A 21,907-nucleotide genomic window follows, 5' to 3' on the forward strand; every position below is an offset into this window, starting at 1 on the left:
GGAAACAGGAAATCAGGAGGCGGGAACGTCCCCGGCCCCCGCCTCGCGGGACGGGAGCCGGACGAGGACAACCGGGGACCGGCGACCGGAGGTCAGCGCAGGAAGGCCGCCGCGACACCCGCGTCGACCGGGATGTGCAGCCCGGTGGTCTGGGTGAGCTGGGTCAGCTGGAAGACCGCCCCCGCGACGTGCTCGGGCAGCACCTCGCGCTTGAGCAGGGTGCGCTGCGCGTAGTACTCGCCCAGCTTCTCCTCCTCCACCCCGTACACCGCCGCCCGGTTGGCCCCCCACCCCGAGGCGAAGATGCCGGACCCGCGCACCACCCCGTCGGGGTTGACCCCGTTGACCCGGATCCCGTACCCGCCGAGCTCGGCCGCCAGCAGCCGCACCTGGTGCGCCTGGTCGGCCTTGGCCGCCCCGTAGGCCACGTTGTTCGGTCCGGCGAACACCGCGTTCTTGGAGGAGATGTACACGATCTCCCCGCCCATTCCCTGGGCGATCATCACCCGGGCGCTCTCCCGCGAGACCAGGAACGACCCGCGGGCCATCACGCCGTGCTGCAGGTCCCAGTCGGCCGTCGTGGTCTCCAGCAGCGAGCGCGACAGCGACAGGCCCGCGTTGTTGACGATCAGGTCCACCCCGCCGAACGCCAGCACCGCCGCCCGGAGCGCGGCGACCACCTGTGCCTCGTCGGTGACGTCCACCTCCACCGCGACCGCGACGTCCTCGGGCCGGTACGCCTTCGCGCCCAGCTCGGCGGCCACCTTGCGCGCGGCGCCGAGGTCGCGGTCGGCCACCACCACGCACGCCCCCTCGGCGGCGAGCCGGCGCGCGGTCGCCGCCCCGATGCCCGAGCCGCCGCCGGTCACCACGGCCACCCGCGTCGCCAGCGGGCGGGCGGGCGGCATCCGGCGCAGCTTGGCCTCCTCCAGCTCCCAGTACTCGATCCGGAACTTCTCGCTCTCCTCGATCGGCGCGTACGAGGAGAGCGCCTCGGCGCCGCGCATCACGTTGATCGCGTTGACGTAGAACTCCCCGGCCACCCGCGCGGTCTGCTTGTCCTTGCCGAAGGAGAACATGCCCACCCCCGGCACCAGGACGATCGCCGGGTCCGCTCCCCGCATCGCGGGCGAGCCCTCCACGGCGTGCCGCCGGTAGTAGGCCGCGTACTCCTCGCGGTAGGCGGCGTGCAGTTCCCGCAGCCGGGCGATCACGTCGTCGATCGGCGCGCCGGCGGGCAGGTCCACCACCAGCGGGGCCACCTTGGTCCGCAGGAAGTGGTCGGGGCACGAGGTGCCCAGCGCGGCCAGTTCGGGGTGGCGCTCGCGCGACAGGAAGTCCAGCACCTCGCCGGTGGCGGTGTAGTGGCCGACCTGCGGGGCGTCGGTGGAGGCGAGCCCGCGCACCACGGGGAACAGCGCCGCCGCCCGCGCGGCCCGCGCCTCCTCGTCCAGCGGCTCGTACCCGGCGAGCACCGGCCCGAACGGCTCCGCCCCGCCGTGCTCGGCGATGTACGCCTCCGCGGTGCGGATGATCTCCAGCGAGTTGGCCTCGCAGGCGGCCGAGGTGTCGCCCCAGGCGGTGATGCCGTGCCCGCCCAGAATGCACCCGATCGCCAGGGGGTTGTCCTTCCTGATCGCCGCGATGTCCAGTCCCAGCTGGAAGCCGGGCCGCCGCCAGGGCACCCACACCACCCGGTCCCCGAAGATCCGCACCGTCAGCGCCTCCCCGTCGGCGGCGGTGGCGATCGCGATCCCCGCGTCGGGGTGCAGGTGGTCCACGTGTGCCGCGTCCACCAGGCCGTGCATCGCGGTGTCGATCGAGGGCGCGGCGCCACCCGTGCCGAAGGCGCAGAAGTCGAACGCCGCGACCATCTCGTCCTCGCGCTCGACCCCGGGGTACACCCCCGCCAGCGCCCGCAACCGGTCCAGCCGCAGCACCGCCAGACCGCGCTCGGCCAGGGTGCCCAGGTCTCCCCCGGACCCCTTGACCCACATCACCTCGGCCGGGGTCCCGGTCACGGGATCGGCCGCCGTCCCCTTGGCCGAGGTGTTGCCCCCCGCGAAGTTCGTGTTCCGCGGATCGGCCCCCAGCGCGTGCGACCGCTGCAGCAGTTCCTCAACCGGCGACGTCATGACACCTCTCCGCTCACTCGTTCACCTGTCACCTCCCGCGGGCACCCGGCGGGGCCTTCGTGGGAGACCCGGGGGCGCGGCGAGGTGAGATCTTCTTAAAAACGTTTTAACGACGGTGAAAAAGCTATGTGACACGCATGACACTGTCAACGCCCGCACCCCGGATCGCGGGCCGGAAACCGTCAGGCGGGCCGAAAGTACCGGCACCGACTGGCGGACCACCGGTTGTTACGTTTTAATCAATACACATGAGTTCGGTGAGCATAAAGGAAGTCGCGACACGGGCCGGGGTCTCCCCCGGCACGGTCTCCAACGTGCTCAACCGCCCGGAGAAGGTCGCCGAGGCCACCCGCACCCGGGTCGAGGAGGCCATCCGCGACCTCGGGTTCGTCCGGCACGGCTCCGCCTCCAGCCTGCGGGCCGGGCACAGCCGCACCGTCGGCCTGTCGGTGATCGACATAGGCAACCCCTTCTTCACCGACGTGGCGGCGGGGGTCGAGGAGGTGGCCAGCGAGCGCGGGTACGCGGTGATCCTGGGCAACTCCTCGGGCGACCGGCTCAAGGAGGAGCGCAACCTGCTCGTCTTCGCTGAGCAGCGGGTCCGCGGGGTGCTCATCACTCCCGCCGGGGCGAACCTGGCCAAGCTCGACCAGCTCAAGGAACGCGGCATCAGCGTGGTGCTGGTGGACCACCCCGCCGAACGCGCCGACCAGTGCTCGGTCGCGGTCAACGACATCACCGGCGGCTCGCTGGCGGTCTCCCACCTGCTGTCCACCGGCGCCGAGCGGATCGCCTACGTCACCGGCCCTCTCACCATCCGCCAGTGCGCCGACCGCCTGATCGGCGCGGAGCGGGCGCTGGCCGCGGCGGGCCGCGACCCCGGGGAGACGCTGGAGGAGATCGCGATGAGCGCGATGAACGCCAGGTCGGGGCAGCAGGCGGCGGAGAAGATGATCGCCGAGGGGCGACTGCCCGACGCCGTGTTCTGCGCGAACGACCTGCTCGCCCTGGGCATGCTGCGCGGGCTCCTCCAGGCGGGCGTGCGGGTCCCCCGGGACGTCTCCCTCATCGGCTACGACGACATCGACTTCGCCTCGGCGTCGACGGTCTCGCTCAGCTCCGTCCGGCAGCCGACTCACCGGCTCGGCCGGGTCGCCACCGAGCTACTGCTGGACGAGTGCGACAATCCCGAGTCGCACGCCCATCAGCAGATCATGTTCCAGCCCGAGCTGGTCGTCCGCGAGTCGACCCTCTGAGCCCGCCGGCCATCCGAGAGTCGGCTCCCTGAGCACGCCTCACCCGGTGGTCCCGCCTGACCCGGTGGACCCGTCGCCACCCGGGGAAGGACGCCTGCGCGCCTCCTTGGCGGCCTGCCTGGCCGCCTCCTTCGCCTCCTTGGCGGCGCGGGCGGCCTCGACCTTGGCGCTCGCGGCGTACTTGTCGACGTACTCCTGACCCGAGAGCTCCATCAGCGCGTACATGATCTCGTCGGTGACGGCGCGCAGGACGAGGCGGTCCTCCTCCATCCCGTAGTAGCGGGTGAAGTCGAGCGGCTTGCCGAACTTCACCCCCGGGCGGATGCCCAGCTTGGGAAGGACGCTGCCCGGGGGCATCATCTCGAAGGTGTTGACCATCGCCCACGGGATGACCGGCACGCGCGACTCCAGCGCCAGGCGGGCCACACCGGTCTTGCCCTTGTAGAGGCGGCCGTCGTGGGAGCGGGTCCCCTCCGGGTAAATGGCGAGCACGTGCCCCTCGTCGAGGATGCGCCTGCCGGTGCGCAGGGCCGCCTCGCTGGCCTTGCCTCCGGAGCGGTCGATGGGGACGGTGCCGACACCGCTGAAGAAGGCCTTGCTCATCATTCCCTTGAGACCGCGGCCGGTGAAGTAGTCGGACTTGCCGAGGGAGATCACCTTGCGCCGCAGGAACAGCGCGCCGAAGAAGTGATCGGCGAACGACAGGTGGTTTCCGGCCAGGATCACCGGCCCTTCCTTCGGCACGTTCCCCACGCCCTCCACCCAGGGACGGAAAATCAGATGGAGGAAGGGCGAGAGGATGGCCTTCACCACCCAGTAGAACACTCGATGCTCCTTCGGTTGACAGGCGTGGACCTGGAGTTATCCTCCCACTTCCGATCCCGGTCACCTACCCCACCGAACCACCCAAATCGACCTCTCGCAAAACACGTCCCAGTCGTGCGACGATCGGGCGAACCTTACTAGGAGCCGCGATGCCAGTCATGCCCGGTGCGGAGGCGTACCACCATGCGGGGGGACAGATCGGCGTCCTGCTCTGCCACGGATTCACCGGATCGCCGCAGTCGTTGCGCCCCTGGGGTGAATACCTGGCGGCGGCGGGCATGACGGTGGCGCTGCCGAGGCTGCCCGGTCACGGCACCACCTGGCGGGAGATGGCGCGCACCCGCTGGGAGGACTGGTACGCCGAGCTGGACAAGGCCCTGGCGGACCTGCGCGGCAGCTGCGCCGAGGTCTTCGTCATGGGCCTGTCGCTCGGCGGGTGCATGGCGCTGCGGCTGGCCGAGGTGCACGGTGACGGGATCAAGGGACTGGTGGTCGTCAACCCGTCGATCGTCAACGACGCGCCGCTGCTCAGGCTGGCGCCCCTGCTCAAGTTCGTGGTCGCGTCGGTGCCCGGCATCGCCGGGGACATCAAGAAGGAGGGAGCGGCCGAACTCGGCTACACGCGTACGCCGGTCAAGGCCGCGGCCACCCTCCTGCGGCTGTGGTCGTTGACCCGATCGGAGCTGGGTAAGATCACCCAGCCCGTCCTGGTTTTCCATAGTCCGCAGGATCATGTTGTGAAACCGGGGAGTGTGCGTATTCTGCGTGAGAGGCTGACCGGGGGGAATCTGAATGTGGTGGAACTCGCCGACAGCTATCACGTCGCGACGCTTGACAACGACGCTGATCGGATCTTTGCGGGGAGCCTGGAGTTCATCACCGCGAACGCGTCTGTACCCTTGCAGAGAGACTGATCGCGAGCGGGGGATGCGCGGTCTCCGGGAGAAAGTGATCGGCCGATGAACAACGGGCCCAGCTAGGTGACACCTCAAAGCGATGAGGACGAGGTCTGGCGTCAGATCGTCGCGTCCTTCAACGACACCGCCGAGCGTGACTCGGCGAATCAGCCGTGGCCGGACAGCGAGAACCTTCCGGCCGAGCCTCCGCGACGGGTGATCAAACAGTCGGACGAGGAGGACCTCCTGCGGGAGGACGACCCCGCGGACGACACCGAATCCGGTACGGAACAGTCCGGCGGCGAGGACGAAGAGGGGCACTACGTTCCCCCGCCCCCACCCCCGCTGCCCAAGACCGACGCCACCACCAAGATCGCATGGCTGGCGCTGTTCGGCGGCCCCGCCTACCTGCTGCTGAGCGCCGCGCTCAACTGGAACCTGCAGGGGTGGATGCTCTTCACCGCGGTCGCCGCGTTCATCGGCGGTTTCGTGGCGCTGGTGGTCCGCATGGGCGACGGCCCGCCCAACGACTCCGGCTGGGACGACGGCGCCGTCATCTGAGCGAGGCGTCCGGTCACGGTCACCCCACCCGGGCGGGTCATCGGCCACGCTCGTCCGAGCGGGTCGTCCGGTCACGGCCGGTGGGCCGGCGGAACAGGGTCGCGGCCGGTGGAAGCCGGTGAAACAGGCCATCGACCGCGCTCGCCCGAGCGGGTCGTCCACGAGCGCCGGTCGCCCGGCTACGGCTTGGCGCGCTCCGAGGTGCCGAAGCGCTCGATCACGTCGGTGTACTTGCCGGAGGCGTCGACCACGTGGCCGACGGTCCACACGGTGCCGGTGCCCGGCAGGTAGGCCACCGACTGGAGCCGCACCGTCCGGGGGGCGGCGGTCTCCGGACCGCGCAGCGCCTTGACCGTGCGCCCGTCGTAGCGGAGCAGGAACGCCTCGCCGGGCCGCTCCAGGTCGACCCCGGAGATCCAGAAGTGACCCTTGCGGTCACCCGTCACCCCGTACAGGCGGACGTCACCGGCGGGGAGGGACACCCGGGACCACTTCTTGCCGTTCCACGACAGGACCAGCGGGACGATCCCGCCGGCCTCCCGGTAGACGCCGCCGACGGCGAGGGCCCGCTTGGGCCCGTCGAGGTGGACGTCACGCAGATAGCCGCCGGCGATCTCGGGGGTCTTATAGGTCTTCCAGCGCCCGCCGGACTGCTTCATGATCAACGGCTTGCCACCGGTGTCGCCCACCGCCCACCCGTCGTTCTTGCCCGACAGCGCCACCCCGTACAGCGTGCCCCGGCCGGGAAGGTGGGTGAGCTTCCACTTCGAGCCGGTGCCGGTGACGACCATGGGCAGCTTGTCGCGGCGGCCGACCGCGACCACCCGGCCGGGAACGGCCGCCACCCCGCCCAGCCAGTCGCCCGAGTGCAGCTTGTCGACGATGACCCTGTCGAAGGACGCCCCGTCCCCCTTCGCCAGATAGGGGAGGCCGTCGTGCCCCTCGCCGACGGCCCACAGCTCGGTCGCCGAGGCCGCGGCGACGGAACGCAGGGGCCCGGCACCGGTCGGGTCGTTGCGGATGCCGACCTCGTTCCAGGAGGAACCGTCCCAGTGGGTGATCGCGCCGCGGCTCTGCCAGACGTCCCAGACGCTCTGCTGGCCGACCGCCCACACGCTCGTGGCCGAGACCCCCGCCACGTCGGACAGCGATCCGTCACTGCTCAGGCCCGCGCTTACCGGAGCCTGCCATGCCTCGGCCGCGGGCGGGCTGACGGGATCGGCGTGGGCTGGGAACGTTTGCGGAGACAGCAGGAGCAGGCCTCCCGCGCAGAGAACCAGCGCACGCCGCGGAAGGCGACGGGTCATGTTTCAAATGGTACGGGGCTCGCGCGCTCCCCGTGTGCCGGTCTCCCCACTTGACCGGTGCCATCTGGAAAGACGGCCTGTCCTTGGTCATCGGGACGCCGGTCCTCCCGGCTCCCCCAGCTCTCCCGCCTCCCCCGGAAAGGGCTCTCCCGCCTCCCCCGGCAGGCCCGGAGCGGGTCCCCCTCGCGCGGCGCCCGCGTGGTCGCCGGTGTCGGTACCGGGGAATCTCACCGGGTCCGTACCGGGACCGGCGTCCGCGACGAGGTCCGGGGGCACCTCGCCTTCGGGGCGCGGGTGGTCCAGCTCGGCGACCACCGGCAGGTGGTCGGTGGCGGCCACCAGATCGGCGGGGTCGGCGTCGACCCCGCCGCAGGAGACCACGGAGAAACCCTCGACCGCGAAGATCGCGTCGATCCGCTTGTGCGGGCCCCTGGCGGGGAAGGTGAAGCCGTCGCCGCGCGGCGAGACCGGATAGCAGTCGGTCAGCCGTTCGGCGAGGTGCCGCCAGCTCGGCTGGCCGGACTGCTCGTTGATGTCTCCCGCCAGCACCGGCAGCGCGCCGAACCGGTCGGCCACCTCCCGCAGGAGCCTCACCGCCTCGTCCGCGTGGCGGCGGCGGGCGGTCTCGTCGAGGTCCAGATGGATGGACCCGACGGCGACCCGCCGTCCGCCCGCCTCCACCACGGCGATCGCGATGGCGCGCCGCTCCAGGGGGAAGAAGGACTCCAGGAGCCGGCCCTCCCCGTGCAGCAGCCGCACCCCGGGACCGGTCAGCACGGCGACCCCGCCCCTGCGGCGGCCCGCGGCCACGGCCAGCCCGCCGAAGGCGGCCAGCCGCCTTCGCCTGCGGCGCCAGCACAGGAACCGGGGCGCCTCCTGCACGCAGAGCACGTCGGCGCGGAGCGCGGCGACCACCCGCCCCAGCGCCGGGACGTCGTCCTTCATCGAGCGCACGTTGTAGCTGGCGATCCTGAGCACCACGGCCACCTCACTTCGCGACGCGTGCCGCGAGGATAGCCGCGCGCCGCCGGGCGTACCAGCCGCCCGCCCCGATCGGCATGCTCACCGCCGGACGCGCCGGCCACCCGCCGCCGTCGGCACGCTCACCGCCGGACGCGCCGGCCACCCGCCCCGCCGGTGTGCGGGCGGCAGTACGCGCCTGAGGCGGTCAGCGCCTGCGGGCGAGGTCCGCGGCGCCCACCAGACCCGCCGCCGCGCCGAGCTCGGCGCAGCGGATGTCGGCCAGCGGCCGGTGCCCCCGGCCGCTCAGATGGGTGTTGTAGAACTCACGGGTCTCGTCGATCCACAGGTCGGCGGCACGCGAGACACCGCCGCCGAGGACGAAGCAGCCCGGGTCGAGGACGGCGGCGAGGTCTGCCAGGCCCTGGCCGATCCAGCGGGCCATCGAGGAGAACGCGGCCAGCGCGGCCGGGTCGCCCTGCCGGGCGGCCTCGGTGATCTCCTGGCCTTCGATCTGGTCGGGCGTTCCTCCGGCGATCTCCAGGAGTTTGACGGCCTGGTCCGGCTCGGCCTCGGCGATCCTCCTGGCCTCGCTGACCAGGGCGTTCCCGCTGGCGTACTGCTCCCAGCAGCCGAGGTTGCCGCACCCGCACAGACGTCCGCCGGGGACCGCCTGCATGTGGCCGAGTTCGGCGCCCATGCCCCAGCGCCCCCGGTAGAGGGAGCCGTCGAACACGATGCCGCCACCGATGCCGGTGCCGACGGTCACGCACACCAGGTGGGTCTCGCCACGACCGGCACCGAACCTGGCCTCGCCCCACGCCATCGCGTTGGCGTCGTTCTCCACCACGACGGGAAGGCCGACCATGTCGGAGACCTTCTTCTGCAGGGGCTCCTCGCGCCAGGCGAGGTTGGGGGCGAACCGGACAATGGACCTGGTCTCGTCGACGAACCCGGCCGCGCCGAGACCGACGGCCTCGATCTCCCGGCCCTTGGAGAGCTCCAGGATCGCGTCACCGATCGTGTGGGCGACCTGGTCCGGATTCTCCGCCGGGGTGGGCCGCAAGAGATGCTCGACGATCTGGCCGTCCTCGTCCACGACTCCCGCCGCGACCTTCGTACCGCCAATGTCCACACCGATGGTCAGCGCCATTGTCCATTCATCCTCTCCCCCTGGGCTCACCCCAGGTCGATGTGCTCCACGGGGGTGTCTCCTCGCTCGCGCTCCCGTTCCCGCTGCGCGGGAGCGGGCTTGCCGAGTCCGTCGACGGCCGACTTGAAGGCGGCGAACAGCTCGGTGCCCGCCTGCAGGAGGTGGTCGGTGACGGCACCGCCACCGCCCGACTCGCGCTGCGCGGCCATCGCGCGGCAGACGGGGCAGGCCCGGCAGATGTACTCCTCATGCTCCGAGACCGCCTCCTCCCACACGTCCCGCTCTCTTCTGCGGCCACCACCGGAGAACGCGCCGCCGACCCCGGTCATCGTGCCCTTGATCAGGTTCTTGCGCAGTTCCCTGGTCGCTTTCTGCTGCAGCGTGTCGAAGAGCTTGAACGCCTCCTCGGCGGCGGTGCCCAGCGGGTCCTTGCCGCCCTGGGACCGCTCGTCACGCGCCCGCTCGTCCCGTGCCCGTTCCTGCTTCCCGGCCGCGCCGTCCTTCTCGCGCTCCACGGACCCGGCGCGGTCGCCGGGCCGGGCCCACGGGGTCCATCCGGCCCGTTCCTCCTGCCTGGCCCGCCTGGCGCGCTCCTCGAACCACTCGGCGCGCGCGTCGCGATCGGCCTGCGCCGAACCCGAGGTCCGCTCGGTACGCGCCGCCTGCTCGGAGCCCGGGACCTGCTCGGGGTCCGGGTCCCGCCCGGAAGGCGCGGCCTCGGCCACGGCCTCCACCTCGATCACCTCCAGGCGCGCGACCTTCTCGACGCGCTCGCCCCGCGCGGGCTTCCCCGCGTTCTCCGGCCGCTCGACGGACTCGACCCGCTCGACCCGCACGACGGACTCGACGGACTCGACGGACTCGACGGACTCGGACGATCCGGTGCGCCCGCCCTTCGGGGACCTCCCGGCCGGGTCCGCGCTCCGCCCCTTCTGGGTCGTCTTTCCCGCGCGCCGGCCCTTCTGGGCCTTGCCGGCGCCCTCGGTGCCCTCTGGACCCTCGGTGCTTCCGGCGATCCCGGTGTTCTCCGTGCTCCCGGTGCTCTCGGTGCCTCCGGCCTCGGCCGGCGGCGTCGCGGCGCCGGCGGCCTTCCGTGGCTTCCTCGGCGCGCGCGGCTTCGGGGTCTTCTCTGCGTCGTTCGTGTTATCGGTCATCAGGCCCTCCCGATTCGAACCGTACCCGGAGAAACCCGTCTCGGAGCGCGGCGTCCCGCACCGACCTGCGGGCCAGCGCGGCGGGCAGGGCCAGGACCCGGCGGTAGGAACCGGCGTTGACGATCAGCTCGTCGCCCTTGCGCGCCAGATCCACCTCGTCCTTGTCCGCGAGCGGCAGGGCCAGGATCAGCTCGCCCTCGGCGGTGATCCGCAGCGGCGGGTCGACGGAGGGCGGGGCGAAGGGGTCGCCCTCTCCGTACATGGCCTCGGCGACGGCGGCGAGGGCGTCGAGGCCGACGGGCTCGGCCTCGAGGTACGGCACGGTGTGCACGGGCAGCGGCGCGAAGGACTCCTCGACCTCGGCCAGGTGCCGGGCCTGGGCCCGCACCCATTTCCGCCGCCACGGGTCGGCGCCCCCGGAGGGGAAGACACGGTTGGCGATCACCGCGTCCACCCGGTAGCCGTACAGGCTGAGGGAGGTGAGCGTGCGCCGGGCCTCGGCGAGCACGACGGCCTCGGGGGTGAGCACCAGCCGGACGCTCGCCCCGGGTCCGGTGAGCAGCTCGCGCACCTCCATCAGGCCCCGGTGGAGCCGCTCGCCCGCGCCGATCACGTGGTCCTCCGGCATGCTGACCTGCGCCAGGCGGCGGACCAGCGGGGAGATGGTGCTCAGCAGCCGCCTGCCGATGGGCAGCAGCCGGTTCACGTGCCAGTCGAGGGCCTCGGGCAGGGCGAGCAGCCGGAGCGTCTCGGCGGTCGGGGCGCAGTCGATGACGATGACGTCCCACAGCCCGGTGCGCGCCTGCTCGCGCAGCTCCAGCAGCGCGATGACCTCCTCGGCGCCGGGCAGCACCGTGATCTCCTCGGCGGTCACCTCGTCGAGGCCGAGCTCGGCGAAGACGCCCCTGGCGTAGTCGCGCAGCTCGCCCCACTGGCGTTCCAGCGCCCTCTGGGTGTCGACCTGGTGGAGGGAGAGGCCGGGCGCGATCTCCGTGGGCTCCCCGCCGGCCCGCACTCCGAGGGCGTCGGCCAGCGAGTGGGCGGTGTCGGTGGAGACCACCAGGGTCTTCAGCCCGGACCGGGCGGCGAGCGTGGCCGTGGCGGCGGCGGCGGTCGTCTTGCCGACGCCGCCCTTTCCGGTGAAGAGCAGGACCCTGCTCACGCCGCCTCCCCGCGGGACGGCGCGGGGCTCCGCTCCGCGACCGCGCCGTGCCGCGCGCCCCGCTCCCTCATGGGGTCTCGACGCGCTTCTTCAGCCCCTTCAGGGCGGTGTCGATGATGACCTTCTCCGCCTTCCGCTTGATCATGCCGATCATCGGCACCTTGAGGTCGACGGCGAGCTCGTACGTCACCTCGGTGCCGCTGCCCGCGTCGGCGAGACGATAACTCCCGGTGAGCCCGGAGACCATCTTTCCCGCCTCGGCGACGCTCCAGTCGACGGACTCGTCGCCGTGCCAGGTGTAGCGGAGGGTGTACTCGTCGCTGATCACGCCCGCGTCGAGAACGAACCGGACCGTTTCCGGCCGGCCGTCCTCCCCCGTGGAGAGGACGCGCGCGGCCTTCACCTGCCCGGCCCACTCCGGGTACGAGGGGAAGTCGGCGATGACCGTCATGATGGTCGACCGGTCCGCGCCGATCTTGATGCTGGAGGTGGTGCGATCAGCCATGGGGCAACCGTACTGCTTCACGATCGTCCGCGTACGCCCGGCGGGGCCGGGCGCGGCCACCGCGCGGTCACCACTCCAGGACGTAGGGGACGCCTCTGTTCCGGAAGTGCCCCACGTTGAGACATTCGGTCCTGCCGACCCGGGTGCGGGTGGCGAGGGGCTGGTGCACGTGGCCGAAGAGGGCGTAGCGCGGCTGGGTCCGCCTGATCGCCTCCAGGGTGGCCTCGCTGCCCCGCTCGAAGCGCCGGGCGACCACGTCGTAGAGCAGTTCGGGGATCGCGGGAGGGATGTGGCAGCAGAGCACGTCGACCTCGCCGACGGCCTCGACCTTGCGGGCGAACTCCTCGTCGTCGATCTCGTGCGGCGTCCGGTACTGGGTGCGCAGGCCGCCCCCGACGAAGCCGAAGCGAAGACCGCCGATCTCCACGGTCTCGCCGTCGAGCACGTGGTGGCCCTCCCGGACGTACTCGGGCCAGTAGACCGGCAGGTCCACGTTGCCGTAGGTGAGGTACGCGGGAGTCGGCATCGCGGCGAAGATCTCGCCGTACTGCCGCCGGACGGAGCGCTCGATGTGGTCGCGCGGGTCGCCCTCCAGCGAGGCCCACAGCGCGGACGACATCGCCCGGGCCTCGTCGAACCGCTTGGCCGTGCGCAGCGCGATGAACTCCCCCGCCCGCTCGGCCCCGAAGAGCTCGGCGAAGATGCCCTGGGAGTGGTCCTCGTAGTCGACGAACAGGATCAGGTCGCCCAGGCAGATCAGCGCGTCGGCGCCGTCTCCCGCGCGGGCCAGCGCGTCGGCTCTTCCGTGCACATCGCTGACGACATGAACCCGCATGCCGGACATCCTAACTACCAATGAATACGGCCATATGTGATGAACCTGGCAAGGCGGGAGCGCGAGGGGGACACACGGCGCGGCCGACGGTCCGGCGCGACGGTAGTTGCTACCTTGAAATCCCTCTTCATAACGCCTGGGTGACGAATTTACTCATGCGTAACTTATCGCGATAACTTCCAGGCAGCCCATCGATCGTGCGTCTCCAGGAGTGACCCGTGCGCGAGTACAGCGTCCCCGTGCTGGTGGATGTCCCCGCCTCCGCCAACCTCACCGACACGGTGTTCCGGCGTGCCGAGGAGGAGCCCGACGTCGTCGCCCTGCGGCGCAAGGTCGGCGACGACTGGACGGCGGTCACCGCCAGGGAGTTCCGCGACCAGGTCGCCGGGGTGGCCAAGGGCCTGATCGCGGCGGGGGTGGAGCCCGGCGACCGGGTGGCCCTGATGTCGCGCACCCGCTACGAGTGGACCGTGATCGACTACGCGATCTGGACCGCCGGGGCGGTCGGCGTGCCGATCTACGAGTCCTCCTCGGCCGACCAGGTCGCCTGGATCATCTCCGACAGCGGCGCGAAGGCCGTGTTCGCCGAGCTGGAGTCGCACGAGGAGACCATCCGCGAGGACGCGGCCGGTCTGCCGGGCCTCAAGAACATCTGGCGCATCGAGAGCGGCGCCCTGGACGAGCTCACCGCGCTCGGCGCCGAGGTCCCCGACGGCACGCTCGCCGAGCGCAGGACCGGGCGCGGGATCGCCGACCTGGCGACCATCGTCTACACCTCGGGCACCACCGGCAGGCCCAAGGGCTGCAGCCTGACACATGACAACCTGCTGTTCACCGCCAGGAACGTCGCGCAAGGGCCGCTGGAGCGCCTGTTCGTCGTGGACGGCAGGGCGGCGCTGCTCTTCCTGCCGCTCGCGCACGTCTTCGCCCGCATCATCGAGATCGTGCTGATCGAGACCGGCACAATCCTCGCGCACACCCCCAACATGAAGAACGTCGCCCCCGACCTGCAGGTCTTCAAGCCCACGTTCCTGCTGGGCGTGCCCCGCGTGTTCGAGAAGGTCTACAACGGCGCCGAGCAGAAGGCGACCGCCGAGGGCAAGGGGAAGATCTTCCACGCCGCGGCCGACACCGCCGTCGCCTGGAGCAGGGCGGAGTCGGCGGGCGGCGCCGGACTGGGCCTCCGGCTCAAGCACGCCCTGTTCGACAAACTGGTCTACGGCAAGATCCGTGCCGCGACCGGAGGCAGGCTGACGACGGCGGTGTCCGGCGGTTCCGCCCTCGGCGAGCGGCTCGGCCACTTCTTCCGCGGCGTGGGCATCGAGACCCTGGAGGGCTGGGGCCTCACCGAGACCTCCGCGCCGTCCTCGGTCAACATGCCCGGGGCCAACAAGATCGGCACCGTCGGCAAGCCGTTCCCCGGCGTCACCATCGGCATCGGCGAGGACGGCGAGGTGCTCGTCAAGGGCCGCCACGTCTTCCAGGGCTACTGGAACAACGACGAGGCCACCGCCGAGGCGATCGACGCGGACGGCTGGTTCCACACCGGCGACATCGGCGAGCTCGACAAGGACGGCTACCTCCGCATCACCGGGCGCAAGAAGGAGATCATCGTCACCGCCGCGGGCAAGAACGTCGCCCCGGCCCCGATGGAGGACCACATCCGCGCCCACCCGCTGATCAGCCAGGCGATGGTGGTCGGCGACGACAGGCCGTTCGTCGCGGCGCTCGTCACGCTCGACGTCGAGGCCCTGGAGCAGTGGAAGGCCGCCAACGGCAAGGCGGGGGCGGGCCTCACCGAGCTCAGCTCCGACCCGGCGATCGTCGCCGAGGTGCAGAAGGCGGTGGACGGCGCCAACAGGTTCGTCTCCAAGGCCGAGCAGATCAAGAAGTTCACAATCCTCGACATCGACATCAGCGAGGAGAGCGGGCACCTCACCCCGACCCTGAAGATCAAGCGCAACATCGTGATGCGCGACTTCGCCAAGCAGGTCGACTCCCTCTACAACTAGCCCTCTACAACTAGGGGGTCTCTGCGGGCTCCAGGCACCCTGGAGCCCGCGCGGGTCTCCGCACCTCCCCGCCTTCTTCGTCTTCACGCGTCTTCACGCGTCTTCACGCGTCTTCACGCGTCTTCACGCGTCTTCACGGCGGACAAGGCCGTCGTACGGCTAGAGGGTCTCCGCCGGCTCCAGGAGGCGGGAGAAGCGGGCGGCGGCGAGGTCCCAGTTCCACTCGCGCGCCGCCCACTCGCGCCCGCGCTCCCCCATCGCACGCGCCCCGGCCGGATCCTTGAGCAGGCCGACCAGGGCCGCCGCGACCTCGTCGGGGCGGGTGCCGTCGACGACCAGGCCGGTCTCCCCGTTCAGCACGGCGTCGGGGGCGCCGCCCGAGGAACCGGCCACCACGGGCAGGCCGCTGGCGGAGGCCTCCAGGTAGACGATGCCGAGTCCCTCCACGTCGACCCCGCCCAGGCGGGTGCGGCACGGCATGGCGAACACGTCACCCGCGGCGAGGTAGCCGGGCAGCTCCGCCTCCGGCACCGGGCCGGTGATCCTCACCGAGCCGCCCATCGGCCGGGCCAGCCGCTCCAGGGTCCTGCGGTACGGGCCCCCGCCGACGATCAGGAGCACCGCGCCGGGCACGTCCCCGACCACGCCGGGCCAGGCCCGCAGAAGCGTGTCCTGGCCCTTGCGCGGCACCAGCCTGGACAGGCAGACCACCACCGGCCGCTCCCCCAGGCCGAGGCGCGCGCGCACCCGCCCCCCACCGGCCCCCGGATGGAACACCCCGGTGTCGACGCCGGGCGCGAGGCGCACCAGTTTGTCCGCCGCTATCACCCTGGCCAGCCGCCGCCGGGTGTACTCCCCCAGGTAGGTGACCACGTCGGCATCCGCCCCGATCCTGGCGAGCACCCGGCGGCCGATCGGGATCCCTGCCCAGCCCGCCTCGTGGCCGTGGGTGACCATGACGACGCGACGGGCCCCGGCCTCGCGCATCCGGGGCGCGAGCAGCCCGAGCGGCGCCGCCGCCCCGAAGACCACGGTGTCGCACCCGAACTCGGCGACCAGCCCGGCGGCCCGGCGGGCGACGGCGGGCGTGGGCAGCATCAGCGAGGTCGGGTGCCGCACGACGGGGTACGGCTGGCGCAGGTCGAAGGCCGCGCTGCCGGCCCACCGGGGGGCGTAGACGACGACGGAACCGGGCGGGCGGCGGGCGATGAGACCGTACACGAACGACTGGATCCCCCCCGCGCGGGGCGGGAAGTCGTTCGTGACGACCAGCGTGCGGCTCACGGTTCGGGGAGGCCGTTCAGCCTCGCCCAGGATCGCGCCAGGGCGATGCGCTGCGGCGTCGTGGGGTGCGATGCATAAAGTACATATTCGACTAGATCGGGCGACAAATCCGAAATATTGGTAGCCGCCAGTCTTTTCTGCATGGCGACGAACGTCGCCGGGTCCCTGGTCAGGTCCAGCGCGTGCACGTCCGCACGAGCCTCGATCTGCCTGCTCACCAGGTTCTGGGCCGGTCCCGACAGGACGGTGGCCAGGCTCAGCAACCCCATGACCAGGCCCACCGCCCTCGGGTCGCCGAGGGAGGAGATCCCCGCCCTGCGCCGTACGCCCCCCGCGGAGGTCACCGCGTAGAGAAGGCACGCCCCGAACGCCGCGCCCAGGCCGCCGACGAGCGTTCCCGACAGCACGTCGCCCGCCTTGGCGTGGCCCAGCTCGTGGGCGACCACCAGCTCGACCTCGCCGGCGGGCGCGCGGAGCAGCGTGTCGTAGACCACGATCCTGCGGGTCGCGCCGAATCCGGAGACGTACGCGTTGAGCGCGGTGGTCCGCCGGGAGGCGTCGGCGACGAGCACGTTCTCGACCGGCACGCCGTCCCTGGCGGCCATGGCGAGCAGGTCGTCGCGGAGTTGCCCGGCCTCCAGCGGCCTGAAGTCGTTGAAGACCGGCTCGATGAGCACCGGGTAGGCGAAGGAGGCCACCACGGTCAAGACGAACGCCCCGGCCGCGGCGGGGATCCACCAGCGCCGGTAGCGCCGCGCCAGGGCGATCACCGCCAGCACCATGATCGCGGTCAGCGCGGTGCCGATGCCGGTGCTCTTGGCCCGGTCGGCCGCCCAGGCCGGCCAGGCCTGGGTGGACAGCCCGAAGTCGCGCAGGTGGCTCTCCGACCACATCCCCAGGGGCCAGCGCAGGATCGCCACGGCCACCGACAGCGTCAGCACGCCGAGGAGCGCCCGCAGCCACCAGGGGCCCGGCAGCCGGCCGGCGAGCCGCGCGCCCAGCGGGGTGGCGACCAGCACCCCCGCCACGACCAGCGTCAGGCCGAGCGACAGGTAACCGGGAACGCTGACCAGCGCGTCGAACGTCCCGGCCCTGGCGATCTGCTCGGCGGTGAAGTCGCGGGCCGGATCGGGGACGACGGCCGGGGCCCCCTCGGGCAGCGCCCTCCAGGGCGTGGTGAACGCCACGACCGCCAGCGTGACCACCCCCAGGACGGCCAGCGCCCACCCCGCCGACCGCACGCCCGCGGGCGTGTCCGTCGTGCTCAGCGTCACGTGAGTTCCTCCCTGAGGTAGTCGCGCCAGGCTCGGGTGAACTCGGCCACCGGCAGGCCCAGCGTGCTCTCGACATCGCTACCGTAGAGCCTCACCAGGGCCTTCTCCCCGAAGCGCTCCGCGACGAACCGGCAGGCGAGCCACGCCTCCTCGTACGCCTGCGCGAGCCTCGGCGCGCCGGGGGCGAAGTCGGCCGGGCCGGGGAGCCGGGCGGGCAGGGCGCCCGAGCGCACCTCGGCGGCCAGCTCGGCGGCGGCCGTGCGCACCGCGATCCCGGCGTCGCGGTAACCCGCGTAGTCGGCGAAGCCCTCCGACAGCCACATCGGCACCCGGCCGCCGCGCGTCGCGCCGGTGGCCACGTGGGCGAGCTCGTGGGTGATCACCACGTCCCTGCCGGTCGCGGTGAGCCGGGCGTACCCCGACGGCAGGACGATCACCCGGTCCGCGGTCGCCATCGCGGCCAGGCCGCGGGTGCTCCCGGCCCCGGCGAGCGCCGCGGCCTCGGCGTCGGTGGCGGGGAAGAGGACCACCGCGGGGACCGGCCCCCAGATCGCCGCGATCGTCGCGCGGGCCCGGTCGGCCCTGGCCGCCAGGTCCCGCAGGACGGCGGCCGGGACGCCGTGGCCGATCACGAGGGAGTACTCGCCCCGGACGGTGACCGCGGCGCCCGGCCACAGGTCGCGGGGATCGCGCGGGCTACGGGAGGCGTACGGGACGCGCGAAGGGGTCCGGGCGCCGTACGGGTCAGGGGGACGGGGGGCGCGCGGGAGGGGCGCGGCTCCGGCCAGGAGAGGTCCCGTCCCGGCGAACGGACCGGCGCTCATCAGCGCCAGCATCCCGGCGAGCACGGCGCGGCGCCCTTTCGGGACGGACATACGAGCCGATGGTACTCGACCGGCATGGAGCGGCCCCGGCCCTCCTGGTGGAGGGCCGGGGCCGCTTTTCCGTGCTCGGGCGCGTGCTCGGGCATGTGCTCGAGCGCGTGCCCGGACGCGGGCTCAGGCTCAGGTTCCATACCTGGGCTCCGTGCTCACGCGTGGATCCCGGGCTCCGCGCTCACGCGCGGACCTTGGGCTCCGTGCGGGGCTCAGGCCCCGGGCCGTACCGCTCCGGCGAAGGAGGACCTGTAATAGCCCGCCAGCCTCACGATACGGACCGTCTTGCCGCTGCTCGGCGAGTGGACCATCCTGCCCTTGCCGACGTACATGCCGACATGGCCCTTTCCACTGAAGAACAGCAGGTCACCGGGGTGCAACTTGCTCCACGAGACCTTTTTCCTGATCGACCTGTACTGGCTGTGCGTGATCCTGGGAAGGGACACGCCCGCCTTCCGCCAGGCGTACCGGACGAGCCCCGAGCAGTCGAACGCTCCGGGACCGGAGGCTCCCCACCGGTACGGATCGCCGATCTGCTTCTTGGCCGCCGAGACCGCCTTACCGGCCCGGATCCTCTGCAGTGCCGCCCTGCTCTTTTTGGCCTTGCCCTTGGCCTTGACCTTGGTCTCAGCCTTGGTCTCGGCCTGAGAGGCGGTCTTGTTGGTGCTCTCGGCCTTCTCTGAGACACCGGCCGCGCTGTTGACCAGTATCTCGGAGGGGCCGTCCACCGCCTGCGCCGCCGTGGGCCCCAGGGTGACCGCTCCGGCTGAGGCGGTCAGGGTGAGGGCGATGCCGCCGAGGGAAAGGCGGAAAAGGCGCGACAGACGGGGGTTGTACGGGGTGGTAGACAGGATTTCTCCTTGGGACTTCCACTGATGCCTACCGGGTTAGCTGACGGATTCGGGCTTGGAAGATGCCCTACGGCAAAACGCGCCGATTCACCCCTGGCCACGCTGTATCGGGCCTTTTGGGTCCCCGGTTCCATGCCTCCTGGCTGCATAGATTCGGCGGGCCGCCGTGATGAGCCCTGCCCCCGGGTGGGGGCACGGCGGCCGGTTGGATTTCTATAGGGACACCGGCCCGAAGACCGACATTCGCCGCGACGGCGTGGCTTGCACGTCGCGACGCCAGAAGTTACCCCGATCTCCAACTTTCGGCAAAGCATTCGCCAAATTGGGAGATCGACAACCCCTCTTGATCTTCCTGTTACCCCTGCTTAATGGCTATTTATGCTATTGAGATATGACTCTCGTCACACCCTTCTCGCCAGTCCAACAAATCACGATTTATGTAATCTTCATCACACTCACCGCCGATGGAGCGGTCCCGCATGATCCGGCCGGGTGACCTCAGCGCCCGACGCGCGTGCAGGCGCCGTGGACCGGCTCCCGGAAGTCCGCCCGACGATCTCGAGTCCGGCGGCGTCGAGCATCGGTCCGGGCAGCCGCCCGAAGGTGCCGTACTCGGTGCGCAGACGCTCGGCACAGTCGTCGCGGGTGTGGCCCAGCGCGGGCGTGACCCAGCGCGGGCGTGACCCAGCGCGGGCGTGACCCAGCGCGGGCGTGACCCAGCGCGGGCGTGACCCAGCGCGGGCGTGACCCAGCGCGGCATCGCCCGCCACGCCGTCGAGCCGACGGCCGAGCACGGCGTCGGAGTCGGAGTCGAGGCGCTCGGGACCGGCGCGCGCTCTTCGGGCGTCCGTGGTTTGATCATGTCCCGATGCCGGATGTGCCGCCGCGTCCGGCACATCCGGTTTCCCTGCGTCTCGTCAGGCGCGAGACGGGGCCGGCACATCCGGTTTCCCGGCGTCCCGTCAGGCGCGAGACGGGGCCGGGACGTCCCCGGCGGGAGCGCGGCCCGGCCCGGTCAGGGGCGGACGGCTCCGACGATGCGGCGGCCGTAGGCGGACAGCGGGACGACCTTGACGACGTCGCCGGTCTGCGGGGCGTGCACGATCTGGCCGTTGCCCGCGTACATGCTGACGTGGCCGAGACCCTCGCTGAAGATGAGGTCGCCCGGCTGGAGCTCGCTCAGCGAGACCTTGCGGCTCGCGCCCCAGCTCCACTGCTCCCAGGTCGTGCGGGGGAGGCTGACTCCCCCGCTGCGCCAGGCGCTCTGGACCAGGCCGGAGCAGTCCCAGCCGCGCGGGCCCGTGCCGCCGTACTGGTAGGGCTTGCCGACCTGGGCGAAGGCGAACTGCAGGGCGGCGCGGGCGTTGCCCGAGGCGGAGCCGTTGTACTGGATCCCGGCGCTCTCGGGGTTACCCGTCCTGAAGGCGTTGAGCTCGCGCAGGATCTTCGTCTGGGCCTTGACCATCTTGTCGGCCTTGGCCTTCTCCCTGGCCAGCTCGTCACGCGTCTCGTCGGCCTCGGCCAGCGCCTTCTTGGCCTGGTCCCGGCTGGTCCGCAGCACCTTGGTGGCCTCGTCGAAGGCGTTCAGGGACTGGGCGCGGGAGGTGGACATCTGGTCGGCGGCGGCCAGACCGCTCAGCAGGGCGCCGGGGTCGGTCTGGTAGATCATGCCTTCCCAGCCGTTGACCACGCCGACCTGGTAGGTGCTGACGGCCATCGTGACGAGCTCCTTGCGCAGCCCGGCCACCTGCTCGTTCTGGCGGGTCAGGTCATCGTTGAGCGTGTTGTACTTCTTCCTGGCCCGCTTCCACTTCTCCGAGGCCTGGTTGTACTTCTCGACGACCTGGTCGGCCTGCTCGTTGAGCTTCTCCAGCTTCTTCTTGGCCTGGGCGGCCGTCGGCCTCGGATCGGCGGCCGCTCCGCCCACCGGCAGCGTCAGCAACGCGAGAGCGAGCCCGGCCGCCACCGGTATCCGAATCAGTCCAACCGGCAAACCCGCCACGGCCACGTCAACGCCTCCCGACTGCACCAGACCTGCGGCGAATAGTACAGAAGAAGTAATGATTGACTCACCTTTTTGCCGGGTTTGCTCCTTAATCTCAGGTGAACCCCTTTACCCGCGACTTACCCGCGACCGGCGGCGCCCGTCTCACGACCGGCGGCGCCCCGGCCACGGGGGGCCGTCCGCCCCGGACCCCGCCAGGTCTCGCTACCGGCAGGTGGCGATGTCGCAGATCTTGGCGGTCATCTTCCTCGCGTCACGCAGCTGAACGGTCCAGTCGCTCTTCGCGGGCTTGGCGTACTCACCCGCCCAGAGGTAGACCACGACGGCGTTGCCCTTCCTGACCAGCACGCTCCGGTCGCCGCCCACCCCGGCCTTCTTCCCGTAGTAGACCTGCCCGGAGATCCTCAGCGCCTCGTCGCCGAGCCCGGTCAGGCGCGAGGAGGCGTAGCGGTAGCCGGAACCCGAGCCGGTCCTGCCTCCGCACCTGGTCAGGGCGGCGCGCACCTGGGCGACGGCCGAGACGGCCGAGGCCCGCGAACCGTACAGGACCACCTGCTCGACCTTCATGAAGTCCGGCACGCCGGTGAAGGTCACCGTCCGAGCGGCCACCCGGCCGGTCGCGGCCAGCGTGCTCCTGTCACACGGGTTGACGGCCAGTTTCGCCTTCGCCGAGTTGCCGACCTTCCAGTTGGTCTCGGGGTCGTCGTCCTTCCTGGCGGCGTCCTTCTCGTACAGCAGGAAGCCCTTGGGGATGGCGGCCGTCGTGGCCGCCGCGGGCGTGGTCACGGTCGCTCCTACGGCCAGGACGGCGAGGGCGAGCGTTATGATCTTCTTCATCGAATCAAACCTCCTGGGTG

Annotated in this window: 19 protein-coding genes and 1 riboswitch; of the genes, 4 read left to right on the top strand and 15 right to left on the bottom strand. The window is 71.5% G+C overall.

The window, feature by feature from the left end; all coding sequences use genetic code 11:
* Positions 1–92: 92 nt before the first annotated feature.
* Positions 93–2,135 (bottom strand): bifunctional aldolase/short-chain dehydrogenase, encoded by a 2,043-nt coding sequence (locus AB0F88_RS02705; RefSeq protein ID WP_362676607.1) that lies wholly within the window; start codon positions 2,133–2,135, stop codon positions 93–95.
* A 248-nt stretch (positions 2,136–2,383) separates the two neighbouring features.
* Here AB0F88_RS02705 and AB0F88_RS02710 point away from each other — a divergent pair, with 248 nt between their 5' ends.
* A complete protein-coding gene (locus AB0F88_RS02710) occupies positions 2,384–3,391 on the top strand; it encodes a substrate-binding domain-containing protein (protein ID WP_362676609.1) in 1,008 nt (335 codons plus the stop codon).
* 39 nt (positions 3,392–3,430) lie between these two features.
* Here the strand turns inward: AB0F88_RS02710 and AB0F88_RS02715 are convergent, their stop codons facing one another.
* On the bottom strand, positions 3,431–4,216 hold the full coding sequence (locus AB0F88_RS02715; protein ID WP_362676611.1) for a lysophospholipid acyltransferase family protein: 786 nt from the start codon (positions 4,214–4,216) through the stop codon (positions 3,431–3,433).
* 149 nt (positions 4,217–4,365) lie between these two features.
* On the opposite strand from AB0F88_RS02715, the gene AB0F88_RS02720 reads away from it, so the two are divergent.
* Both AB0F88_RS02720 and AB0F88_RS02725 read left to right on the top strand, forming a co-directional pair.
* Positions 4,366–5,130: an alpha/beta fold hydrolase gene (locus AB0F88_RS02720; protein ID WP_362676613.1), complete on the top strand. Its 765-nt coding sequence runs from the start codon at positions 4,366–4,368 to the stop codon at positions 5,128–5,130.
* Between the two features lie 66 nt (positions 5,131–5,196).
* Complete coding sequence (locus AB0F88_RS02725) at positions 5,197–5,673, top strand: hypothetical protein (RefSeq protein WP_362676615.1); 477 nt, start codon at positions 5,197–5,199, stop codon at positions 5,671–5,673.
* A 179-nt stretch (positions 5,674–5,852) separates the two neighbouring features.
* Here AB0F88_RS02725 and AB0F88_RS02730 read toward each other — a convergent pair whose 3' ends face one another.
* The 7 genes from AB0F88_RS02730 to AB0F88_RS02760 all read right to left on the bottom strand — a co-directional run bounded on the left by AB0F88_RS02730 (position 5,853) and on the right by AB0F88_RS02760 (position 12,749).
* On the bottom strand, positions 5,853–6,980 hold the full coding sequence (locus tag AB0F88_RS02730; protein ID WP_362676617.1) for a hypothetical protein: 1,128 nt from the start codon (positions 6,978–6,980) through the stop codon (positions 5,853–5,855).
* An 87-nt stretch (positions 6,981–7,067) separates the two neighbouring features.
* Positions 7,068–7,958 carry an endonuclease/exonuclease/phosphatase family protein gene (locus AB0F88_RS02735; protein ID WP_362676619.1) on the bottom strand — a complete coding sequence of 297 codons (891 nt, stop codon included), beginning with the start codon at positions 7,956–7,958 and terminating at the stop codon, positions 7,068–7,070.
* 190 nt (positions 7,959–8,148) lie between these two features.
* Complete coding sequence (locus tag AB0F88_RS02740) at positions 8,149–9,093, bottom strand: ROK family glucokinase (protein WP_362676621.1); 945 nt, start codon at positions 9,091–9,093, stop codon at positions 8,149–8,151.
* Between the two features lie 26 nt (positions 9,094–9,119).
* A complete protein-coding gene (locus tag AB0F88_RS02745) occupies positions 9,120–10,247 on the bottom strand; it encodes a hypothetical protein (protein ID WP_362676623.1) in 1,128 nt (375 codons plus the stop codon).
* Positions 10,237–11,409 (bottom strand): ArsA family ATPase, encoded by a 1,173-nt coding sequence (locus tag AB0F88_RS02750; RefSeq protein ID WP_362676625.1) that lies wholly within the window; start codon positions 11,407–11,409, stop codon positions 10,237–10,239. Before AB0F88_RS02750 ends, AB0F88_RS02745 begins: the two co-directional genes overlap by 11 nt.
* 67 nt (positions 11,410–11,476) lie before the next feature.
* Positions 11,477–11,914: an SRPBCC family protein gene (locus AB0F88_RS02755; RefSeq protein WP_362676627.1), complete on the bottom strand. Its 438-nt coding sequence runs from the start codon at positions 11,912–11,914 to the stop codon at positions 11,477–11,479.
* A gap of 67 nt (positions 11,915–11,981) precedes the next feature.
* Complete coding sequence (locus AB0F88_RS02760; protein WP_362676629.1) at positions 11,982–12,749, bottom strand: metallophosphoesterase; 768 nt, start codon at positions 12,747–12,749, stop codon at positions 11,982–11,984.
* 218 nt (positions 12,750–12,967) lie between these two features.
* Between AB0F88_RS02760 and AB0F88_RS02765 the strand changes: the two genes are divergently transcribed.
* A complete protein-coding gene (locus AB0F88_RS02765) occupies positions 12,968–14,761 on the top strand; it encodes an AMP-dependent synthetase/ligase (protein ID WP_362676631.1) in 1,794 nt (597 codons plus the stop codon).
* Between the two features lie 159 nt (positions 14,762–14,920).
* Here the strand turns inward: AB0F88_RS02765 and AB0F88_RS02770 are convergent, their stop codons facing one another.
* From AB0F88_RS02770 to AB0F88_RS02795, 6 genes are all read right to left on the bottom strand, one after another.
* Positions 14,921–16,045: a glycosyltransferase family 4 protein gene (locus AB0F88_RS02770; RefSeq protein WP_362676633.1), complete on the bottom strand. Its 1,125-nt coding sequence runs from the start codon at positions 16,043–16,045 to the stop codon at positions 14,921–14,923.
* On the bottom strand, positions 16,042–17,319 hold the full coding sequence (locus tag AB0F88_RS02775) for a M48 family metallopeptidase (protein WP_362676635.1): 1,278 nt from the start codon (positions 17,317–17,319) through the stop codon (positions 16,042–16,044). The genes AB0F88_RS02770 and AB0F88_RS02775 overlap by 4 nt, the downstream gene beginning before the upstream one ends.
* Positions 17,316–18,194 (bottom strand): hypothetical protein, encoded by an 879-nt coding sequence (locus AB0F88_RS02780; RefSeq protein WP_362676637.1) that lies wholly within the window; start codon positions 18,192–18,194, stop codon positions 17,316–17,318. Before AB0F88_RS02780 ends, AB0F88_RS02775 begins: the two co-directional genes overlap by 4 nt.
* Positions 18,195–18,406: 212 nt before the next feature.
* Entirely contained in the window at positions 18,407–18,922 is a 516-nt protein-coding gene (locus AB0F88_RS02785; RefSeq protein ID WP_362676639.1) for a C40 family peptidase, read from the bottom strand.
* Between the two features lie 133 nt (positions 18,923–19,055).
* Positions 19,056–19,214: riboswitch (cyclic di-AMP (ydaO/yuaA leader) on the bottom strand.
* A gap of 846 nt (positions 19,215–20,060) precedes the next feature.
* The gene (locus AB0F88_RS02790; RefSeq protein WP_362676641.1) at positions 20,061–21,011 is read right to left on the bottom strand and encodes an NlpC/P60 family protein; all 951 of its coding nucleotides are present in this window, start codon (positions 21,009–21,011) and stop codon (positions 20,061–20,063) included.
* A gap of 243 nt (positions 21,012–21,254) precedes the next feature.
* On the bottom strand, positions 21,255–21,887 hold the full coding sequence (locus AB0F88_RS02795; RefSeq protein WP_362676643.1) for a hypothetical protein: 633 nt from the start codon (positions 21,885–21,887) through the stop codon (positions 21,255–21,257).
* Between the last annotated feature and the right edge of the window lie 20 nt (positions 21,888–21,907).

This window comes from Streptosporangium sp. NPDC023963, from assembly GCF_040639135.1.
Classification (GTDB): Bacteria; Actinomycetota; Actinomycetes; order Streptosporangiales; family Streptosporangiaceae; genus Streptosporangium.